The 19,374-nt window shown below is 61.1% G+C and carries 15 protein-coding genes; 7 read left to right on the top strand and 8 right to left on the bottom strand.

What is annotated here, in order from left to right:
- Nucleotides 1-3: 3 nt before the first annotated feature.
- Both ABLE71_RS10620 and ABLE71_RS10625 read right to left on the bottom strand, forming a co-directional pair.
- Nucleotides 4-558, bottom strand: a complete 555-nt coding sequence (locus ABLE71_RS10620; protein ID WP_348783303.1) for an adenine phosphoribosyltransferase — start codon at nt 556-558, stop codon at nt 4-6.
- 555 nt (nt 559-1,113) lie between these two features.
- Nucleotides 1,114-2,067 (bottom strand): LysR family transcriptional regulator, encoded by a 954-nt coding sequence (locus ABLE71_RS10625; RefSeq protein WP_348783304.1) that lies wholly within the window; start codon nt 2,065-2,067, stop codon nt 1,114-1,116.
- A 100-nt stretch (nt 2,068-2,167) separates the two neighbouring features.
- On the opposite strand from ABLE71_RS10625, the gene ABLE71_RS10630 reads away from it, so the two are divergent.
- The 5 genes from ABLE71_RS10630 (at nt 2,168) to ABLE71_RS10650 (ending at nt 7,627) form a co-directional block, all read left to right on the top strand.
- Nucleotides 2,168-3,484, top strand: a complete 1,317-nt coding sequence (locus ABLE71_RS10630) for an aspartate aminotransferase family protein (RefSeq protein WP_348783305.1) — start codon at nt 2,168-2,170, stop codon at nt 3,482-3,484.
- 95 nt (nt 3,485-3,579) lie between these two features.
- Nucleotides 3,580-4,764, top strand: a complete 1,185-nt coding sequence (locus ABLE71_RS10635) for an extracellular solute-binding protein (RefSeq protein WP_348783306.1) — start codon at nt 3,580-3,582, stop codon at nt 4,762-4,764.
- Nucleotides 4,765-4,830: 66 nt separating this feature from the next.
- Nucleotides 4,831-5,907, top strand: a complete 1,077-nt coding sequence (locus ABLE71_RS10640; RefSeq protein ID WP_348783307.1) for an ABC transporter ATP-binding protein — start codon at nt 4,831-4,833, stop codon at nt 5,905-5,907.
- Nucleotides 5,904-6,803 carry an ABC transporter permease gene (locus ABLE71_RS10645; protein ID WP_348783308.1) on the top strand — a complete coding sequence of 300 codons (900 nt, stop codon included), beginning with the start codon at nt 5,904-5,906 and terminating at the stop codon, nt 6,801-6,803. Before ABLE71_RS10640 ends, ABLE71_RS10645 begins: the two co-directional genes overlap by 4 nt.
- Complete coding sequence (locus ABLE71_RS10650) at nt 6,803-7,627, top strand: ABC transporter permease (protein ID WP_348783309.1); 825 nt, start codon at nt 6,803-6,805, stop codon at nt 7,625-7,627. The genes ABLE71_RS10645 and ABLE71_RS10650 overlap by 1 nt, the downstream gene beginning before the upstream one ends.
- Before the next feature lie 566 nt (nt 7,628-8,193).
- On the opposite strand, the gene ABLE71_RS10655 is transcribed toward ABLE71_RS10650, so the two are convergent.
- Both ABLE71_RS10655 and ABLE71_RS10660 read right to left on the bottom strand, forming a co-directional pair.
- The gene (locus ABLE71_RS10655; protein ID WP_348783310.1) at nt 8,194-9,015 is read right to left on the bottom strand and encodes a GGDEF domain-containing protein; all 822 of its coding nucleotides are present in this window, start codon (nt 9,013-9,015) and stop codon (nt 8,194-8,196) included.
- A gap of 125 nt (nt 9,016-9,140) precedes the next feature.
- Complete coding sequence (locus tag ABLE71_RS10660) at nt 9,141-10,340, bottom strand: penicillin-binding protein activator (protein ID WP_348783311.1); 1,200 nt, start codon at nt 10,338-10,340, stop codon at nt 9,141-9,143.
- 418 nt (nt 10,341-10,758) lie between these two features.
- On the opposite strand from ABLE71_RS10660, the gene ABLE71_RS10665 reads away from it, so the two are divergent.
- Nucleotides 10,759-11,610 carry a transglutaminase-like cysteine peptidase gene (locus ABLE71_RS10665; protein ID WP_348783312.1) on the top strand — a complete coding sequence of 284 codons (852 nt, stop codon included), beginning with the start codon at nt 10,759-10,761 and terminating at the stop codon, nt 11,608-11,610.
- Nucleotides 11,611-11,616: 6 nt separating this feature from the next.
- Here the strand turns inward: ABLE71_RS10665 and ABLE71_RS10670 are convergent, their stop codons facing one another.
- From ABLE71_RS10670 to ABLE71_RS10685, 4 genes are read right to left on the bottom strand one after another with little or no spacing between them, the layout of a single operon-like run.
- Nucleotides 11,617-12,255 carry a ribbon-helix-helix domain-containing protein gene (locus tag ABLE71_RS10670; protein ID WP_348783313.1) on the bottom strand — a complete coding sequence of 213 codons (639 nt, stop codon included), beginning with the start codon at nt 12,253-12,255 and terminating at the stop codon, nt 11,617-11,619.
- A complete protein-coding gene (locus ABLE71_RS10675) occupies nt 12,245-13,534 on the bottom strand; it encodes an HlyD family type I secretion periplasmic adaptor subunit (protein WP_348783314.1) in 1,290 nt (429 codons plus the stop codon). Before ABLE71_RS10675 ends, ABLE71_RS10670 begins: the two co-directional genes overlap by 11 nt.
- Nucleotides 13,535-13,575: 41 nt before the next feature.
- Entirely contained in the window at nt 13,576-15,711 is a 2,136-nt protein-coding gene (locus tag ABLE71_RS10680; RefSeq protein WP_348783315.1) for a type I secretion system permease/ATPase, read from the bottom strand.
- Between the two features lie 37 nt (nt 15,712-15,748).
- Nucleotides 15,749-17,197: a TolC family outer membrane protein gene (locus tag ABLE71_RS10685; protein WP_348783316.1), complete on the bottom strand. Its 1,449-nt coding sequence runs from the start codon at nt 17,195-17,197 to the stop codon at nt 15,749-15,751.
- A gap of 491 nt (nt 17,198-17,688) precedes the next feature.
- On the opposite strand from ABLE71_RS10685, the gene ABLE71_RS10690 reads away from it, so the two are divergent.
- Nucleotides 17,689-19,374 (top strand): hypothetical protein (locus ABLE71_RS10690; RefSeq protein ID WP_348783317.1); only part of this gene is annotated, 1,686 nt, incomplete at its 3' end.

Raw genomic sequence — 19,374 nt, forward strand, 5'->3', positions numbered from 1 at the left:
GTATCAGCACCTCATCGAGCTAATGACAGGTGCATCGCTCAATCGTACTCTGCCCCCCAACGCTTCTATTTCGAGCATGAATGCGTACCCGACGACTTCGCCGCCCTGCGACTTTACGAAATCCGCGGTAGCCCTGGCGGTGCCGCCGGTCGCCAGAAGGTCGTCCACAACTAGGCACCGAAGGCCTTCGTGGATGAGGCCAGCCGTCACCTGCAATACGCCTGAGCAGTATTCGCAGGTATAGTCGAAAGAGATAACTTCCCCCGGCAGCTTGCCGGGCTTCCTTACCATGACGAACCCGCATCTCCGCCGGTCGGCCAACGCCGCGCCCAGAACGAATCCACGCGCATCAATGCCAAGAACGGCATCAAGTTGAATATCTTGCATTTGGCCCAAAATGTCCGAAAGAACGCTGGTCAAAACGCCTTGTTTGGCAAGCAACGGCGCTATGTCTTTAAACAGAATTCCCTCTATCGGGAAGTGAGGCACATCACGCAACCCGCCCAGCATTTGGCGGCTAGCATCCTTGGCATCACGATGCGACAGCGGCACTTCCATGAGTGTACCTGCAATGAAGTCGTCAATAATAGGTAATCACATTGACGCTATTTTTGCAATACATCAGTATCAACGATTCGCAAGATTGATCTCAACAGTTCAATCGGCACAAATTGGCACAAGCGAAGACCGCTTTTGACTGCTGCTATTCCAGCTCGCTGCGCGTCCCTCGCCGCGACGGCTGAGCTTCCGAAATTGCAGCCATCGAGGCTGAGCGGCTTGGAATTTTTGCAGGTGCGGGCCCCATGAGGCGCGTTGACAGGACTGCCCTGCGCTAACGCCGCGCCGCAACCCGGTAGACGGGTGATGTGACAACATTGAACTGCTCGTAACAGGGTCGGTTTGTCCGAGGACTACCTTGTACCAGGGAAGTGAGTTCGGCCTTGGTACGTGGGCTTCCGCTTAGGGTCAGGTGTCGATGTTCGAGAGGGCCTGAAGGTCCGCTTAAGGAATAGCGTTCTTCCAAGCAGCCAGTCCGCGTCCGGCCTCAAAACCTGACACAGGTTGACTGGTGCTGTTCTCTTTATTTCCCCTCGAAAAACATCTCGCTATCACTCAAGACTGAAGTCGATGGGCAACTTCCCTGGCGGTAGCAACCAGATCTCGCACCAATGGATTCGAGTCGCTCCTGTAACCAATCGCGATCGAGCAGCGGGCCATGTCCACGATCGGCCTGAAATTGACTCCCGGGCGAGCGTAGAATTTCGCGGTGCTTTCGGCTGAAATGCTGATCCCCTTGCGGGTGGCAACGGCCTGCAGTTCCGAATCGACGGTCGCAGCCTCCAGCACCACATTGGCCGGGTTGCCGTCGCGATGGTCGCCGGCGAGCCAGTAGTCGCGCCATACGCCGGCCTTGGGAGCGGCGATGAATGCCTCGTCGAGGATCTGCTCGATCCTGACGCTCTCGAGTTTCGTCAACGGGTGCCCGTCGGGAAGACAGACGACGCAGCGCTCCGTGGCAAGATTCGTGACCGTGATCCCCGTCACGTCGATCGGGGGCCGGATGATCGCGCAATCCACCGAATTGTCCGAAAGTCCCGCGTCGGGCCGATTGAAATCGTACTCTATCAACTGGATCGTCGACCCCGGCCGTTTCAGCTCGAACTCGCGGAAGATCTCCGGGAAATATTCGACGCCCGTGCCGATCAGGTAGCCCAGGCGGATCTCGGTCGCGAGCGACTGGCGTAGCATCCGGATGTCCGCATAGAAGCCGTCGAGCGCCTGGCTCAGTGTCGCGGCCCGTGCCAGTAGGATCTCGCCGTTCACGGTGAGCGCGACCTGACGGGTCGTGCGCTCGAACACTGCAAAGCCCAGCGTCTTCTCGAGCTGAATGATCGTCTGCGACAGCGCCGGCTGCGAAATGCCGAGGCTTCCCGCCGCGCCTGCAAAGCTTCCCTCGCGGGCGACGGCCGTGAAGGCCCGGATATGTCGAAGATTGATGCTGAGAAGAGACATTGCGTCAATCCACGGTGCAGGCGGCAATGTTGGACGACGCGCTGCCGGAGTCAACGTAATTCATAATCAAAGCGAATTAATGCATTCACACATCGTCCTTATCGTCGGTCGCCTTTCGTGAATAGTGGAGGAAATTTATTCAGAGGATCAATCAATGAACGTCGTCCCGGACCAGCATCGTCTCGAAGTCGGCAAGAAGTCGATCATCCACGATCCGCGCGATGGCGACGCCCGCAAGATTACGCTGACGCGCGCCCGCGGCTCCTATGTCTGGGATGACGCCGGGCGCAAATATCTAGACTGCACCTCGCAGGCATGGTCGAACTCGCTCGGTGCCAATGACCCGCGCGTCATCGAGGCGGCGATTGCCCAGTTGCGCGAGATCACCCATGCACGGCCGAACTTCAATACCCATGCACTGCTCGAGCTGACGGCCCGGCTGCGCGACATCACGCCGGGCGACCTCAACCGCATCGGCTACTGTCTGCATGGCAGCCTGGCGGTCGAGATGGCCTTGAAGCTGGCGTTCAAGAACAGGCCCGACAGACACAATGTGATCGTCATGCAGGACGCCTATCACGGCCGTTCGATCACCACGATGGCGGCGAGCTGGCCGCATCCCAACAACCCGTTCCTGGCGATTTCGCCCCGCTTCACCCGCGTTCCCCACCCGGACGCCTACCGCCCGCGCATGGGCATGGACGTCGAGCAGGAATCGGCGCTCTGCCTGTCGCTCATCGAGGACACCGTCACCAAAGGTGTCGATGGCGGTGTCGCTGCGATCATGGTCGAGCCGATCATGGGCAATGGCGGCCATATCGTCCATCCGGCCTCGTTCCACAAAGGCGTTCGCGAAATCTGCGACCGCCACGGGATCATCCTGATCTGGGACGAGATCCAGAGCGGCTTCGGCCGCACCGGCGCGATGTTCGCGGCCGACCTCTACAGTGTCGTTCCGGACGTCATGACCTTCGGCAAGGGCATCGGCGGTGGCTTCCCGCTGGCCGGCATCTTCGCGAGCGACCGGCTGGAGGGCTTCGACGCCGGCGAGGATGCCCTGACGTTCGGGCAGTTTCCGGTCTCGATGGCGGCGGCCATTGCCACAGTCGATGCGATCATCGCCGATAAGCTCTGCGACAATGCCCGCCGGCTCGGCGACTATGCCACGCAGCGGCTGATCGAGATGTCGGAGCGCCGCAAGCTCATCGGCGACGTGCGCGGGCCGGGGCTGTTCGTTTCGCTGGAACTTGTCAGGGACAAGATCACGAAAGAGCCATCGCCGCGCGCCGCATCCGAGGTTTATGCACGCAGCGTCGAGAAGGCCGTGCTGTTCGGCGAGGCCCGCTACGCCGGTCTCGGCAATCTCATCAAGGTCAAGCCGCCGCTCGACTGCACGCATGAGGACATGGCGATGGCCCTCGACGTGCTCGACGAGGTGCTGGGTTCCATCGAACGCGATGGAGCGTACTAGAGCGCTCACTAAGGCGCCGGATCCCGCGGTTCGCCGCATCGACGGGGAATACATCAACAGATCGCCCGACAAGGCGACACCAAGAGGAGAATGACATGGACAACAGGAAGAATGACACGGCGATTTCACGACGGACTGTGCTGAAGGGAACCGCGGCGCTGGCTATTGCAGGTACCGCGACCTCCCTGGCGAAACCCTTCATCCGCAACGCCGAGGCGGCGACGCTGAACATCCGCGCCCTGATGTGGGAGCCCTACGTTCTGCCGGAGATGGTCGCCGCTTTCGAGGTTGAGCACGGCGTGAAGTTCAGTACCACCTTCTTCGACGGTAATTCGGAGGCCTACAACAAGCTGAAGCTCGGCGGCACGCGCGACTTCGACTTCGTCCAGGCCGACGGCTTCTGGTCGCGCCTCTACTTCCGCGAAGGCCTGATCCGAGCCATCGATCCCACGAAGGTGCCGAGCCTCGGCGCCGTCTTCCCGACCTTTCAGTATCCGGATTACCCCCTGCTCGCCTCCGAGGACGGCTCCGACGCCATCGGCGTGCCGTTCTGCTGGGGCGGCTACGGCATCACCTACAACGCCGATCAGATCAGCGACGAGGAGGTCTCCTCGTTGAACGTGCTGTTCGATGCCAAGAATGGCGGCCACCTGTCGGCGAGCGCCCGCTTCGAGGAGAACATCGCCCTGGCGGCCATCCTGGTGACCTCACGGATGGGCACCCAGAGCGCCCAGCGGCCCGACGGCAAGCCGTTCAATCCCTACGTCCTGACCGATGAGGAACTGGCCGGCGTCGAGGCGCTGCTGATCGAGCAGAAGAAGCTCCTGGTGACCCGCTATCAGGATCTGGGGACGCTCAACAACCTGATGCGTTCGGGTTCGGTTTGGGCCGCGCCCGAATTCTCGCAGGTCTATCGCCAGCTTCAGGAACTGAACCGCAAGGGCGAAGCCGACTTGAACATCCAGCATCGCCTGCAGGCCAAAGAGGGCGGCCTTGGATGGATCGACAGCTGGATGATCACATCGGGGGTCGAGGATCAGGAAAAACTCGACCTCTGCCACCTCTTCATGAACACGATCCTCAAGCCCGAGCACATGAAGCAGATCGCCGACAAGGCCGGGACGTCGACCTGCATCGACATCCGCTCGCTTTCGACCGAAGAAGAGCGTGAACTGTTCCTGATGGATCGAACGGCCGAACTCAAGGGCCTGCACATGTTCGATCAGCCCTCGTCCCCGGAGAAGTGGGAGCGCGTCTGGTCCAATATGGAAGCCGCATAAAGCGTACGGATTGACTAGGCCGCGGCATTGACTGGCGCGGCCTGCCGCCAACGACAGGGCACTGGCATGTATCTCGAGATCTCGAACCTTCGGAAGAAGTTCGGCAGCTTCACCGCCTTGTCGGGCGTGAATCTTGCTGTCGAAAAGGATGAGTTCATCTCGCTGCTCGGGCCGAGCGGCTCTGGCAAGAGCACACTTCTGAGGCTGATTGCCGGCCTGGAACAGCCGACCGAAGGGCGCATCCTGATCGATGGAGAGGATGTCACGCGATTGCCGCCCTACAAGCGCGGCATCGCCATGGTATTTCAGGACTTCCTGCTGTTTCCGCACATGACGGTGCGCGAAAACCTCAACTTCCCACTGCGCATGCTTAAGATGTCGGCCGCGGAGCGCGAGGAGCGCATCGACTGGTGCTGCGGTATCCTGTCGCTGACCGAACTCAAGGACCGCTACCCCAACCAGCTTTCCGGCGGCCAGCAGCAGAGGGTCGCGCTCGGCCGCGGCCTCGTTTGCCGCCCAAAGGTGCTTCTGCTCGATGAACCGCTGGCCAACCTCGACCGCGAATTGCGTCGCGACATGGAAATCGAGATCCGGCGCTATCAGGTACAGCTCGGGATACCCTTCGTTTATGTCACCCACAACCAGGAAGAAGCCCTGTCGATGAGTGACCGGATCGCCGTGGTCAACAAGGGCGGCATCGAGGACTTCGCCGACAAGTCGACCATCTACAGCCACCCGAAGACGCGGTTCATCGCTCAGTTCGTCGGCCGGTCGAACGTCTTTACGGGTCCGGTTTTGACCAGCCCCTCGGGTGGCAAAAGCATCGAATGGCAGGGCATCCAGGTGCCTCTGGGCCCCAATGCTTCGGTTGGCTCCCCGGAATCGGCGACCGCCTACATCAAGATCGAGGATACGCTGATCGAGGCCGATGACGGCACTCCGGGACCCGGCAAGATCGCCGGAAAGCTGCGGGACGTGATCTTTCGCGGCCAGTATGCCGAGTATCTCGTGAATCTTCCAAACGGCGCCGAGATCGTCGCAAGTTCTATCGACAGTTCGACGCGCGTCTCACCTGGCGACAATGTCCTGATATCCTGGGATGTGGATCGCCTCGACGTGTTCTCGGACGCGGTCCGGCCATGACCCTCAGCGGCCTATTTCGCCTCTGGCTGAAGCTCGACAGCAGCGCGCGCTTTCTGATCCTGACCGCGCCCGTCACGCTGTTCCTGGTTCTCTTCTTCGTCGTCCCGCTGCTGTCCATACTGGTGGTCAGCTTCTGGCGCACCGACAGCTACCAGCTGATCGTCGACTGGAACGTGAACAATTATAGGGAGGTCCTGACCGAGCCCAGCTACCGCACCTTCATGATCCGCTCGCTGGTTAGCGCGCTGGTCGTCTCGGCCGTGTGCGTCGCGCTGGCCTGGCCGATCGCCTATTTCGTGATCCGCTACGGAGGTCGTTACAAGCTGCTGATGGTTCTCGGCCTTGCCGTCCCGTTCCTGACCGGCATCGTCCTGCGTGTCATAGCGCTGCAAGGCGTTCTCGGGCCGATCGGACTGCTGAACCTCAGTCTGATGAAGCTGGGCCTCGATCCGTTGCAATCACTGATGTACACCAAGACCGCGACCGTCGTTGGGCTGATTTATCTCTACCTGCCCTTCGTCACCACGGCGATCTACCTGTCGCTCTTGAATTTCGATTTCAAGCTCCTCGACGCCGCGAAGGTCTTCGGCGCGGGCAATGTCCGCGCGTTCTGGGAAATCACCTGGCCGCTCAACTGGGTCGGCACTGTCATCGGCTTCGCGCTCACCTTCGTCCCAAGCCTCGCCGCGGCGATCACGCCGCGTTTTCTCGGCGGCGCCAACGGCACGCTGTTCGGCCTCGCCATGGGCTCACAGTTCTCGGCTACGGGGACATGGTCCTTGGGCGCCGCGATGGGCGTTGTCCTGTTCTTCGTCGCCGCGATCGTTCTTTTCGCGATCAGCCGGATGGTGGACATCAAGCGCAGCGGGTTCACCGGCGTGGGGAGTCGAGACTGATGCAGTTCGCGCTCCCGAAGGTCGCTCACCGACTGCTGCTCGGATCGATCGTGCTGCTGGCCTATGTCTTCCTCTACGTGCCGATTCTGCACATCACGCTGGCGTCGTTCTCCAAGGACATCGTCTGGCCCTATCCGATCCGCTTCACCTGGAATGCCTATGCCGCCCTGCTGAAAGGCACGATTTATCACGAGGCGCTCTGGAACAGCCTGCTTCTGGGACTGGGAACAGCCGTGCTTTCGACGGCGCTTGCAACGCTGGCGGTGTTCAGCGTGCTGAAATACCGCTCGCGCTGGAAGGGCGTAATCCTCTTCCTGTTCGTCGCGCCGCTGTTTGTCGCCGATGTGTTGCTCGGGATTTCTACGCTGATCCTCAATGGGCTGTTTCTCGAAATACCGGGAAACATCGTCTCCGCCATTCTTGCCAACACCGTGCGCGCCTTCACCTATGCGATGCTCATCGTGGCCACGCAGCTCTATCGCTACAACTGGAAGCTCGACGACGCCGCAATGGTGTTCGGCGCGGGTCCGATCCGGACCTTCTTCGAGATCACCTTGCCGAATATCTGGCCGGCCCTGCTCGGCGCCTTCATCGTCACCTTCATCCTGTCGTTCAACAATCTGGACATATCGTTCTACACGCTCGGCGCAGTGCCTACGCTGCCCTCCGTCGCCTGGGGATCCCTGCGCTTTGGCATCAAGCCCGAACTCTACGCCATCGCCGCGCTGGTGAACGCCGCCGTGCTGCTTTGCCTCGCCATCATGTTCGTCCTGATGAAGTCGGGCACGGCGGGTTTCGGCTACAAGGAAGGCCGAGACGACTGACGCAAGGCCCGGTTCTGCCGTCCGCCCCTGTTGCTCTTGGTGCGCGCTGCGCCGCCGCTGCGCAGATGTTTCACGCATCAGTGCCCGCACAGATAAGGGCCGAAAGTTAGGAGGAGGATTGGCGGTTGATGCAGCGGCCACCGGGCGAACTGGTTTTTGATATCGATCCGCTAGACTAGGAGTGAGACGGGAAAAATGTCGGACTGAATGGTGAACCGAGCAGTCTTACGATAACCGGTCTCTGCTCTCAATTCGCTGATAACACGGAAAAAACAGGGAAATTCTGCATTAGTCGACCAGAGAGTGCCGTCTACGGTCGAAGTCGCATCGCGATTTCAAGTAGTTACAGAGCAGCCCCTGTAGCGGGACATCAGGGAATTTTTTCTCAAGAACAGGGAAGCGTGGCAGCATAACAGGGAAAATTGCCGCGAAAAATTGCCGTAAGCCGGGATCGAATTGTCGTTAGGTGGGATCGGATTGTCGTTATCGGGGAATTCATTGCCGATCTATGGGATAGGAATGTGCGTCGCTGATTGGCAAGTGTCGCGAGACGGGAACGAATTGGCCTAGGCTGTGATTTGATTGCCTGCGGATGAGACGCGGTGGTCGCTTGGTAGCTCGCCCCGACCTCCGGCCATCGCGGCGATCGAACTGCGGTTGCGGCCATTCCTCTTGGCAAGCACCAGTTGTTCTTCCGCGGCCTCGACCAATTCGTCGAAGACAAGTTGATCCTCGAAGACGATACCCCCGACGCTGACGGTCAACAGGCACCGCTTGCCACCCGGCTCGAACAGCGTGTCGGCAATGACCTTGCGCACGCGCTCAGCCACTTCATCGGCATTCTCGCGACGTGCGTTGGGCAGGAAGATACCGAACTCCTCGCCGCCCAGTCTGCCGACCAGGTCGCCGCTACGCACCGAGGCGCGTATGACGTCGGCAATGACGCGCAGTGCCTCGTCACCCCAGGAGCGGCCAAAGCGTGCGTTCACCTTCCTGAAGTGGTCGACGTCGATTATGAGCAGCGCCCCGTGCCGACCTCCTGGCTTGCCTTCAGCCGTTGCGCGGAAGGTATCCACAAGTGCGGTGAAAACCGCGCCATCGAGGAGCGAGGTCAGATGATCAGCAGATGAAACCTGATTTAGCCGCAATTTCAGCCCGGCAAGCTCGTGTTGTCGGCGGACGCCGTACGCCAGCAAGGGTGTGGCGATCACTGCGGCGATGAAGGCGGCGCTGACGACACCGGTCCAGATATAGGGTAGCCCGGCTGCGCGAAAGAGCAGGTAGTTGAAGACCAGCGCGCCGGCCACGCAGCCAACGATGATGACAAACAAGCGGCCAGCCGGCACGAACCAACTGCGCGCTGCGGGATTGCTCGTGGTATCTGGCAATCGCCTTCTCCGGCATGTGGGCCCCCGCAAGCCACTATAGGTCCAACATGAATCGAAGTTTGATCCATTGCCAGGCATTTTATGCATCGATGGCAATTTTCCGCGGGGATCGCGAAGGGTTATCGTCAGAAGCCGGAGATAGACTGCTCGATCTTCTTCAGGGAGCCGTTCTTGACCTGGTAAAATGGCATTGAGCGTTCGCTTGCGCCGTCAGGTCGGAAGCGGAACAGTCCGGTCGAGCCGCGAAAGCCCGTCTTGTTCTCGAGAACCTTCCTGGTCAGCCCCTTTGGGCCAGCGGCGCTGGCGATCCCAGCTGTTAGCGCCACCATGTCGTAGGCATATGCGACGTTGACGTCGGCGTCGTAGTTGAACGTGGCCTTGAAGCGAGCGGCGATAGGACCAGTTTCGCCATCATCCAGGGCGGCGATGTAGGCGCCTTCAAGCAACGGATCGTTCAGCGGATGTGCAAGCCAGCGGCTGGTACCGATGAGAGCCGCCCCCTTGCCGAGCACGCCTTTCGTCCGCAAAGGCGAAATGATCGCCGACGGATTGGTCGATCCGCTTGCAACGATGACCGCTTCGGGCTTGTCGATCAATGCGGCCATGTCCGAGGCGGCCTTTTCAGCGCCGCCGCCGGCAGTTCTGTAGGGCAGCGTCATGACAAGTTGAGCGCCGTAGACGCTGAGGCTGTTGGTCACCCGCTTGGAGGTCGCTTCGACGTCGCCGCCTTCGGCGACGAAGAGTACGAACTTCCGCTTGCCTTTCGCGGCGAGCGCCGCTGCGGCTGCCGCCGCGCTGTCGGCCTCGGACAAGCGAACCGAATAGATGCCGGGGCTGCCGGCAAAGTTCTCCGCCAGCACAAGGACCGGGGGACGCTTTTCGCCGGAGACCTGCGTGAGCCGCTTTGCCGCCGCAAGTTCAGTCGGGCCAATCACCGCCTTGGCGCCTGAGCCCATGGCCTCGAGGGTCATCTTGCCAGCGAGCTTGGGATCGCCGCGCGTGTCTTCGATGGTCAATGTGATGAGGTCGTTGCCCATGTCGGTCATGGCGAGACGCGCGCCGTCGCGCATCTTGCGGCCTTCGTCGCCAACGTTTCCCGGCGCGGAAAGCGGCAATAGCATCGAGACCCTGACGCTGCCCTGGCCGAGTGTGATGGCTTTCTGCGGAGTGGATGGTGCCTGGGTGACAGCCTGATCGTCGCCAGCCGTTCGCGGATCCAGAACCTCGGAAACGTCGTTCCCCGACTGGCAGGCCGACAGTCCGAGCAGGAGCGCTAGAACAGGCGCCTTCCGCAGAAGCAGGCGGATCTTTCGACCGCGTGACATCTATCCCCCTGACAACGGCGGGCTTTGGTCCGGCCGTCCCCTTCCAGCCATCGTCGTCATGCCGTGCGGCAAATTTGCGTCAAGGCCCACGCGCCGCAGTCAATCCCACTACCGCTTATCATATGCCGGCCAAAGTTAACGTCGAGTAGGCAGCGTAGGCTGGGCGCGAGCCGTGGCGCTCCCAATGGCAAAACGAGGTCGATCAACTATTAGAATTTTAGACAAAATATGTACTGCAAGTTTTACCAATATTACCCTAATTCCTTTCCGGTAATTTGAGACAATAACAGTAGCGTCCACAAAATAGGTGGGCGTCATGAAGAAGAAACATAATTTCCATTTCGCAGGCATGTCGAGGGCGGTTCTGCTCTCGATCGGGCTTTTCGGATCGACTGCGGTTACGGCGAACGCGGCAACAATGCCGAAGCTGCCGGGTCCGGAACAGCCGGCGTTCGTTGGTGGTCTGCGGGTAGCGGAACCGGTCGCTGCCGTCTCTACAACAACCTTCACCTACCGGGCCTATGATGCCGAGGCGATCGGCCGCTATCTCGAGCGGGAGGCCGGCAATCCTGGCATCGACCCTGTGCAGACGGCCGCGATCATACCTGGCGTATTTCGCTCGTTCGCCATCCCGATGAAGAACTTTCCCGTTTCAGGGCGCTGGGCGCCGATCTATCGCGCTGTCAGCGCGTGCGCGGGCAATGCTTGCGGTAGCAAACACCGGGCTTTCAACAAGATGGTCGGCTCGGCTCGGCAAGCGGGGTTCCTCGCCAAACTCGAGCGCGTCAACCGCGGCGTCAACGGGATGATCGTCTACAGGCGCGACAAGGCTGTCTACGGCAACCTGGACCACTGGGCAAAGCCGGTCGAGATCCTGTACCGTGGTGCCGGCGACTGCGAGGATTTCGCAATTCTAAAAATGGCGGCGCTGGTCGATGCCGGCATTCCTGCGCAGAGCATGTCGCTGGTCGTCCTTCAGGACAGCCAGAACGGTGTCTTCCACGCAGTGCTCTCGGTTACGACCGGCAGCGGCATCTTCATTCTCGACAATGTGCGGAACAACGTGGTCAAGGATACCAACCTGCCAAGCTACGTCCCGCTCTATTCGTTCAGCACAGATCGTGCATGGATACACGGCTATAAGACGGGTGGATCGCAGGTCGCTGAAGCGAAGGGCGGATTTGCGTCGATCGCCCCCGGCGAGGGTCCGCAGCCTGCGACGCCGACGCGGCCCATGCGGCCCGGTTGGATGCCGGCGGTAGGGGGCTGAGCTGCTTCAAGATCCCGAGACGAAGGCCAGCAGAACTTCTGACTCGCTCATTGGCGCACGGACGATGCTGAGCTGCGCGCGGTAGCGTCGATCCGCCGCCCCGATGACGAAACCGGTTACAACTGGCTTGTCGCCGTCGGCCGCAAGCCGCGCGAAAATATCGGCAACGTTGAGGTCTAGCGCGAGTTTCAGATCGTGCCTGCCCGCGTCACTTGGCTCGGCGGGAAGCTGACGCCGCACGAGAAGCTGAAACGCCTGGTTGAACGCGATAATCTTCTTCGACGAGGATAGTGCAAATGCCGGGGAAGGACACGCCATTAGCAAGGCGTTGACCCTTCGCAAGGATGCGAGCTTCCTCAAATCTGTATTCTCTTCCGCCAGCCAGCGCGCACAGGCCACGCGGATCGCCGAGGTGAGATTGCCGGTCTCTGGCGCCAGGGAAGATATGTCTTCGACGGTCTGGCCGAGGGTGGATTTACGGCTCATGGCAAACCGCTTTAGCGCAGTCCAGAAGAAGCGCTCAAGCCTTATACCGCGGCGGTTGCCGCCACGCACGACGACGCGGAACTCAGGTACGACATCCTCCAGGGATAGCGGCAGGTCGGCTTCACTGGACCGGACTGCCGTGGCGACGTCATCTCTCACGCAGGGCCTCGTCACGCGCCTTGTTGATGGGCTTCAACAGATAGCTCAGGATCGTCTTGCGGCCGGTCATAATCTCGACCGTGCATATCATGCCTGGAATGATCGAAAACGACTTGCCGTCCTTGGTCAAAGCCGAACTGTCGGTCGATACCCGCACCTGGTAATAGGGTTCGCCGGTATTCTGATCGACCAGGCTGTCGGCCGTGATAGTCGCCACCTTGCCGTCGAGACCTCCAAAAATCGAAAAGTCATAGGCCGTTACCTTGATCAGCGCGTCCTGATCCGGGCGTATGAAGGCGACGTCGCGCGGCGAGACGCGTGCCTCGACGAGCAGCGTCTCCGAGGTAGGCACGATGCCTGCGACAACCGTGCCGGGCTGCACGAATGCGCCGACTGTGTTCAATTCCATCGTGTTGACGATGCCGTCGACCGGCGACCGGATGTCGGTGCGGGCGACCCGGTCGGTCGCTCCGCGTATCGTCTCGTCGACGACCGAGAGCTCGGCCAACGCCTGCGTCAGTTCGTCGAGTGCCTCCTGCTGGAGTTGCAGGCCGAGCTCGTCAACCTGCAGTTTTGCCTCCTCGATCGCCGCCTCGGTACGTTTGATTGTCTCGACCGACAGGGCAAGCTGGCCATGCAGTTCCGCCTGCTCGCGGTCGACGCGGATCTGTTCGGTCTGCGCCATCAGGCCACGCTTCACCATAGACTTGACGAGTTCCGCATCCTTGTCGCTGATCGCAATACTTTCGGTCAGCCGGTGCGAATTGGCCGTCGCTTCTTCAAATTCGGTCTCACGCTGATCCAGCCGCGATTTCAGCACCGAGAGCTTGTTGGCGAAATTTTCTCGCCGCGCGATCAGCAACTTCTGCTCATTGTCGCAGACGTCAGGCGCTGCGGTCGCGATTTCCTTGGGACAGACGAATGGTTCGGCGATCTTGCCGCTCTGCTCGTGCTTCAACCGGGCGATCCGCACGCCCAGCGTGCGTGCCTTGGCCTGCTGCTCGCCGAGGCTGGAGACGCTCATCGTGTTGTCCAGTCGAACAATCAGATCATTCTTCTTGACGATCTGGCCGACCTTGACCGCTATTTCCTGGATGACGCCCGCTTCGCTTGCCTGGATGATCTGTGTCTTGGAGGCCGGGATGACCTTGCCATCGCCGCGCGCGATCTCGTCGACCTCCGCATAGGATGCCCAGACGAAAAAGGCGACGAACAATGCGCCGACAATAAACACTGACGCCGACGCAAAAAACGGCGGGCGATCTTCCTTCGAAAACATTCCCAAGCCCCGTATACCGGCCCAGCGCCGATATCAGCCAGTCAATTGTTGGTCTTCTGCAAAGCCCTTATCACGTCATCCTTCATTCCGTCGGCCACTATCCTTCCCTGTTCGACAACAATAAGGCGGTCGACTATTTCCAGCATGCTGTATCGGTGGGTGGAGATGATCAGCGTCGTCGTGTGGTCGAAGGCCTGCTTCAACTGCTTGATCAACTGCCGCTCCGAGGCGAGATCCATCGATCCCGACGGCTCGTCCATGAAAACGATCTTCGGCTTGGTCAGCAGAAGGCGGGCGATTGCTACAGCCTGCCGCTGCCCACCGGACAGATTAGTGCCCCGCTCGCCAACGTTTAGGTCATAGCCGCGCGGATGGCGCGACACGAACTCATCGACGCCCGCCGCCTTCGCCGCATCGATTATCTCCTCGTCGGTGGCGTCTGGCCGCGCCATCAGAAGATTGTCCTTGATCGTCCCCGAGAACAGATCGCCGGCCTGCGCCACGATGCCGACGGCACTGCGCACCTCGGAGGGGTGGTACTGGCGCACGTCGACGCCGTCGATCAGGAACTCGCCTGACGTCGGCAGGAAGAGACGACCGACCAGGCGACCGAGCGTCGTCTTGCCCGAACCGATCCGGCCGATGATGCCGATTCGCTCGCCGGGTCTGACCGAAAAATTCAGGCCGGTCAGAACCTCGGTGTCGGTCCCCGGATAGACGAAACCGACATTCTTGAATGTCATCGCGCCCGAGCGGATTGGGCGGTTTACGAAGCCTACGGTGTCGGGCCTGTCCTCCGGCTGGCTCATGATCGAGTTGAGCACCCTGAGTGACAGCATCGCCTGGCGAAAACGCGAAAGTGTGATCGCGATCTGTCCGAGTGGCGCCACCGCGCGACCGGACAGCATGACGCTCGCGATGATTGCGCCGGTCGAGACCTGCCCTTCCGAGAAAGCATAGGCGCCACAGACCACCAGCGCCACCGTCACCATCTGCTGCAGGAATTGCATGATGTTGGCGGTCGCGGCGGACATGCTCTTGATCTGCTCGGAGGTATTGGCGGCGTTCTTGGAGTGCTCACGCCACTTGCGCAGAAGGTAAGGCTCGGCCTGCAAGGACTTGATCGTTTCGACGGTCGAGATCGATTCGACGAGCAGCGACTGCCGCTGCGAGGCTTCGTTCATCGACGCCGCCACATATTTGCCGATGCGCCGCTGGGCCACCAGCCCGACGATGACAGAGATGACGAAGGCGATTGCAGGGACGATGGCCAGCCAGCCCGCGATCGCGTAGATCACCAGCAGGAATACGAATACGAACGCAGTGTCGATGAATGTGCTGATCGTGTTAGAGGTGAAGAACTCACGCACGAACTCGTACTGGGTCACCCGATTGGCATATTCGCCGGTCGAGGCAGGCCGCGCCGCCAGCGACGTGTTCAGAACCTTTTCGAAGAGCAGATAGGAGATGCGCAGATCCGCCTTGCGGCCTGCGTGGTCTATGAGGGCCGCACGCGCGGTCTTCAGAAGAAGGTCGAATAGGATCGCCATGCTGACACCGATCGCCAGAACCCAGAGCGTCGAAATCGCCTTGTTGGGCAGAATGCGGTCGTAGACGTTCATGGTGAAGATCGGCGAGGCGATGGCGATCAGGTTGATGAAGACCGCCGCCAGCCCCACGCGATAGTAGGAGCGCCAGAAGTCGCCGAGCGTACCTGTCAGCCAGTGGCGCCGCTCTATCTTCTGGGCCAGCCCCACATTCATGTTCTCCGCGGCGTTCACGTAGGAAATTGAGAAGGAGACGCCGGCCTCTATCTGGTCGCCAAGCAGCCGGGTCCTGGTGACCGATGTGCTGCCATCCTCCTGCGGCGCGGTAACGTAGCCGTCGATGTCGGGAGCGTCCGCAAGGAGCGCGATAGGCGGCAAGCCAGCGCGGAAAACGATTGCCGGTAGATCGAAACGCCAGCGCCAGAAGTCGCGGCTGTCGAAAGAGCTGACCTCCAGGCCGATCCGCTCGGCAAGATTCCTGATTTCGTCGATGCCGATGCGGTCGCTGGAGAGGGGCACGCCGGAAAACAGCACGGTCTCGGCACTCGGGCGACCGAGATAGGCAGCCACAGCCGCGAAGCAAGATTTGAAGCCTGTGTTCGCGGGCCGGATCTTTTGGTGCTGATTCAAGGCCTGACCGCTTTCACTCGGCGGCTTGCCACCGAGGCTATTTCTTTCTTACCGGCGCAAGGATGTCGAAAGGCAGATCGTTTTCCTGTTGCGAAGGCGTACGCGCATAGGTTTCTGTCTCGGCGGTCTCCGGCACATCGAATTCGCCCCGAGCATAGGCGTCGGCCTGCTTCGGAGCCGTAATGTCCATAGTCTTCAGGAGCTCACCGGTTGCGGCGAGCAGACGGTATTCGGCGAAGAGCGAAGCGAAACGCGCCGTGTCTGCGAGTGTCGCGGTGTTGAAGCGCGTGTTCTGTGCGTCAAGCACGTCGAGCAGCGAACGCTCCCCGACCTTGAACTGCTCCCGGTACGAGGTCACCAACTGCGCGCTGGAGTTGGCCTGCTGGGCGAGCGACTTCGCGAGCTCAGCCTGGCGGAAGCGGCGCTCCCATGACGTGCGAACTGCCTCCTCGATCTCGCGATAGACTTGATGCAGCGCCATGCGTTGCTCGCTGGTGCGGCGGATCTGCTCCTGTTCATTGGCCTTGTCGATGCCGCCGCGATAGAGATTCCACCGCAGCACCAGGCGGGCTTGCAAGTCGTTGGTGTTGCCATCGTCGCCATTGATGTCGTCGCCTACGAGGGCGCTGCCCTCGGCCACGATCTCGGGACCGAACTTGGCGCGGGCAGCGTCAACGAGGGCGGCGGCGGCGTCGATGTCGCTTGACACCATATGGACGCGCGGATTGTTTGTGCGTGCAAGCCCGATCGCATCGTCGAGAGAGCGCGGCAGCGCCTTGGCGACCGAGCCCGGCTGCTTCGGATTGGTGAGCGGTTTGCCGACCGTCTTGAAGAAGCGTATCTTCGCCTGCTCGAGTTCCTCGGTTGCTTCAATGAGGCGGGAACGGGCAGCATAAACCCGCTCCTCAGCCTGCTGGCGGTCGGCGTCCGTCAGCGCGCCGCCATCCACACTTTCGTTAATGTCCCCAGCTATCGATTGGTGCACGCCGAGGTTCTTCTTGGCCTCGGAGACGATCTGCGCCTGCAGCATATATTCGAGATAGTCCTGCACGACCGAGAGCGCGATGAATTCGGAACGCTCCAGCACCCGGAACGACGCGCCGTCGACCCGCGAGGCCTGGCGGTCCACTTCGGCACGGCGGGCGCCGCTGTCGTACAGCTTTTGGGTAATGACGAGGCCAGCCTCGTTCGGATAGAGCGCGTCGTCCTCGATATCGAGCGCGCGACGCGACGAGTTGTCGAGGCGGCGCACGCCAGTTGAGGCTTGGAGGTCAAGGCTCGGCAGATACAGGCCCTTTGCTTGGCGCAACTCGAACTCGATTGCCTCGCGATTCTCGATGGCTTGACCGATCTCGGGGTTGGACTCCACGGCGACTGCTATCGCCTCCCGAAGCGTGAGCGCGTTCGCATTCCCGCAAGAAAGCATGGTTGCAGCCGTCAGCAGGCCCAGCGACCTTCTGATCGACGAAAAACGCCGACTACCCATGGCACCCACCCAACTAGTCCACGACGCCTAAGCGCCAGCCCTGCCTAATTCATTAGCACCAAGCCTAGGTTGCAATCTACCCCCCAACATGCCTGGTCTCAGAAACTTGCACTACTTTAGAAGTCTAACGCCCCCGATTTCGCTGCGAATGGGCAGGCTTTGTGTCGAAAAAGACACAAAACCTTGGTCCGCCGACCTGTTTTCTCACGTTAACGCTGTGACAAAGAGAGGCGGATGGAGAGCGGGGCGCTGTGCATGTTGGCTGGCGTCTCGCGGAGTTGCGGCACACTGGCTGGCCTTGGTCGCGGACGTCGATGCACCTTTCTAGATTGTTTCGCAGATCGACTGGCATGTTGATCCGCTCCGCCGATTAACCAGTTGCGCGGACTTTCCACCCGCATAACATATCTGGTTATGCAGTATTCCTTAACTTAGGATTGCCTTTTTCGTCACGGCTGCCTTTGAATGCCCATTCATGGGTGGGCTTGATCATGACGAGTGTTGAGTTGGACGGCGCTGCCGGTAGCTGGGGTGCCGATTTTGGACAGCCGGCGGATGATGCGGGCGACCAGTTGTATGGTCACGGGCTTGCCCAGGCCTCCGAGCCTTCGTCCCAACCAGCCGACCCTGCGGCAAGCGCGCCCGATCCCGTACCTGCGGCATTCGGTGATCCGGTGCCAGTGGATGCCGGCAGCGGAACACCCGTACAGCTAGACGCCGCAGGCGCCGTTCGGCCAAGCGGTGAGCCCACTGAATATGTCGCAGATGCCGGCAACCTGGTCCGGCTTCCCGCCAACGCAAGCATCGACAACATCCGCGTCGAAGGCGACAACCTTGTTCTTGAGCAGGCCGACGGTACGCTAATCGTTATCAAGGATGCGGCAGCCAACGTTCCGACCTTCGTCATCGGCGAGGTCGAGGTGCCGCGGGTAGCGCTGCTGGCAGCCCTCGAAGGTAGTGGTATCGATGTCGCTTTCGGCGCCGACGGTTCCATCAATGCGTCGCCTGGCGATAATCAGCCCAACAGCTCGGGCGGTAACTTCGAGCAGCCCCCTGGCGGCATCGGCGACGGCTTCGACCTTTCCGCCCTCCTGCCGCCGACCGCTTTGGCGTTCCCGCAGTACGAGGGAAAGGAACTCTATCCAAGCTTAGAGGAGGAGAATGTTGCCGGCGAGGTTCTCGACGGCACGGCTTCGCTGACGGTTGCCGAAGAGGGGCTGAACGACGACGGCTCAGACCTGCCTGGCGGCAGCACGGACGAGACCGATGCCACGGGCACGCTGCAGTTCAAGGCGGGTTCGGACGCGCTGACGGTGCAGTTCGCGGCGCTTGCCGGCCAGCCGCAGCCCGGCGCCGGCTTCGACCCGACCGAGTTCGGCCTGCCCGTGGGCACGCAGCTGGTCTGGGCCTATGGCTCGAGCGGCACCGACAAGACGGTGCTGATCGGCTCGCTCGGTGGCGTCGACAAGATCCAGCTCAGCCTTGGCGGCACCCTGGCGATCGCGGCCGGCGCGACCGGCAACGTCACGGTGACGGCGACGCTGCTCGACGAGACGCCGCACGATTTCACCGGCACCACGGCGAAGAACAGCTTCACAATCAGCGGCGTCGACGTCGAGGCGGTGGACAGCGACAGCGCGGCGCTGACCGCCACGGTCGACGTCTCGGTCACCGACGACATTCCCACGCTTGTGATCAACGATCCGGATGCGACCGCCGACGACGCCACGACGGTGTCGGAAGGCGGCGGCGCTGCCGGCACGGTGAACGGCACCTGGACGCACGAGTCCGGCGCCGACGATCCGGCGACGGTGGAGATCAAGATCGACGACGGCGCCTATGCGACGGTCGCCTACGGGGTCGGCCAGACGGTTGTCGGCGCCGGCGGCGAGACGCTCGGCACGCTGACCATCGACAATGACGGCGAGTGGCATTTCGTGTCCGCCGCCAACATCGACCAGGATCTCGACACCGACTTCAGCTTCACCCTCAAGGTGACCGACTCGGAAGGCGATTTCGTCGAGGACAGCTTCACCGTCAACGTCACCGACGTGGCCGGCGAGGTTCTCGACGGCACGGCTTCGCTGACGGTTGCCGAAGAGGGGCTGAACGACGACGGCTCAGACCTGCCTGGCGGCAGCACGGACGAGACCGATGCCACGGGCACGCTGCAGTTC

It is taken from the genome of Mesorhizobium sp. KR9-304 (assembly GCF_040049215.1).
GTDB lineage: Bacteria > Pseudomonadota > Alphaproteobacteria > Rhizobiales > Rhizobiaceae > Mesorhizobium_K.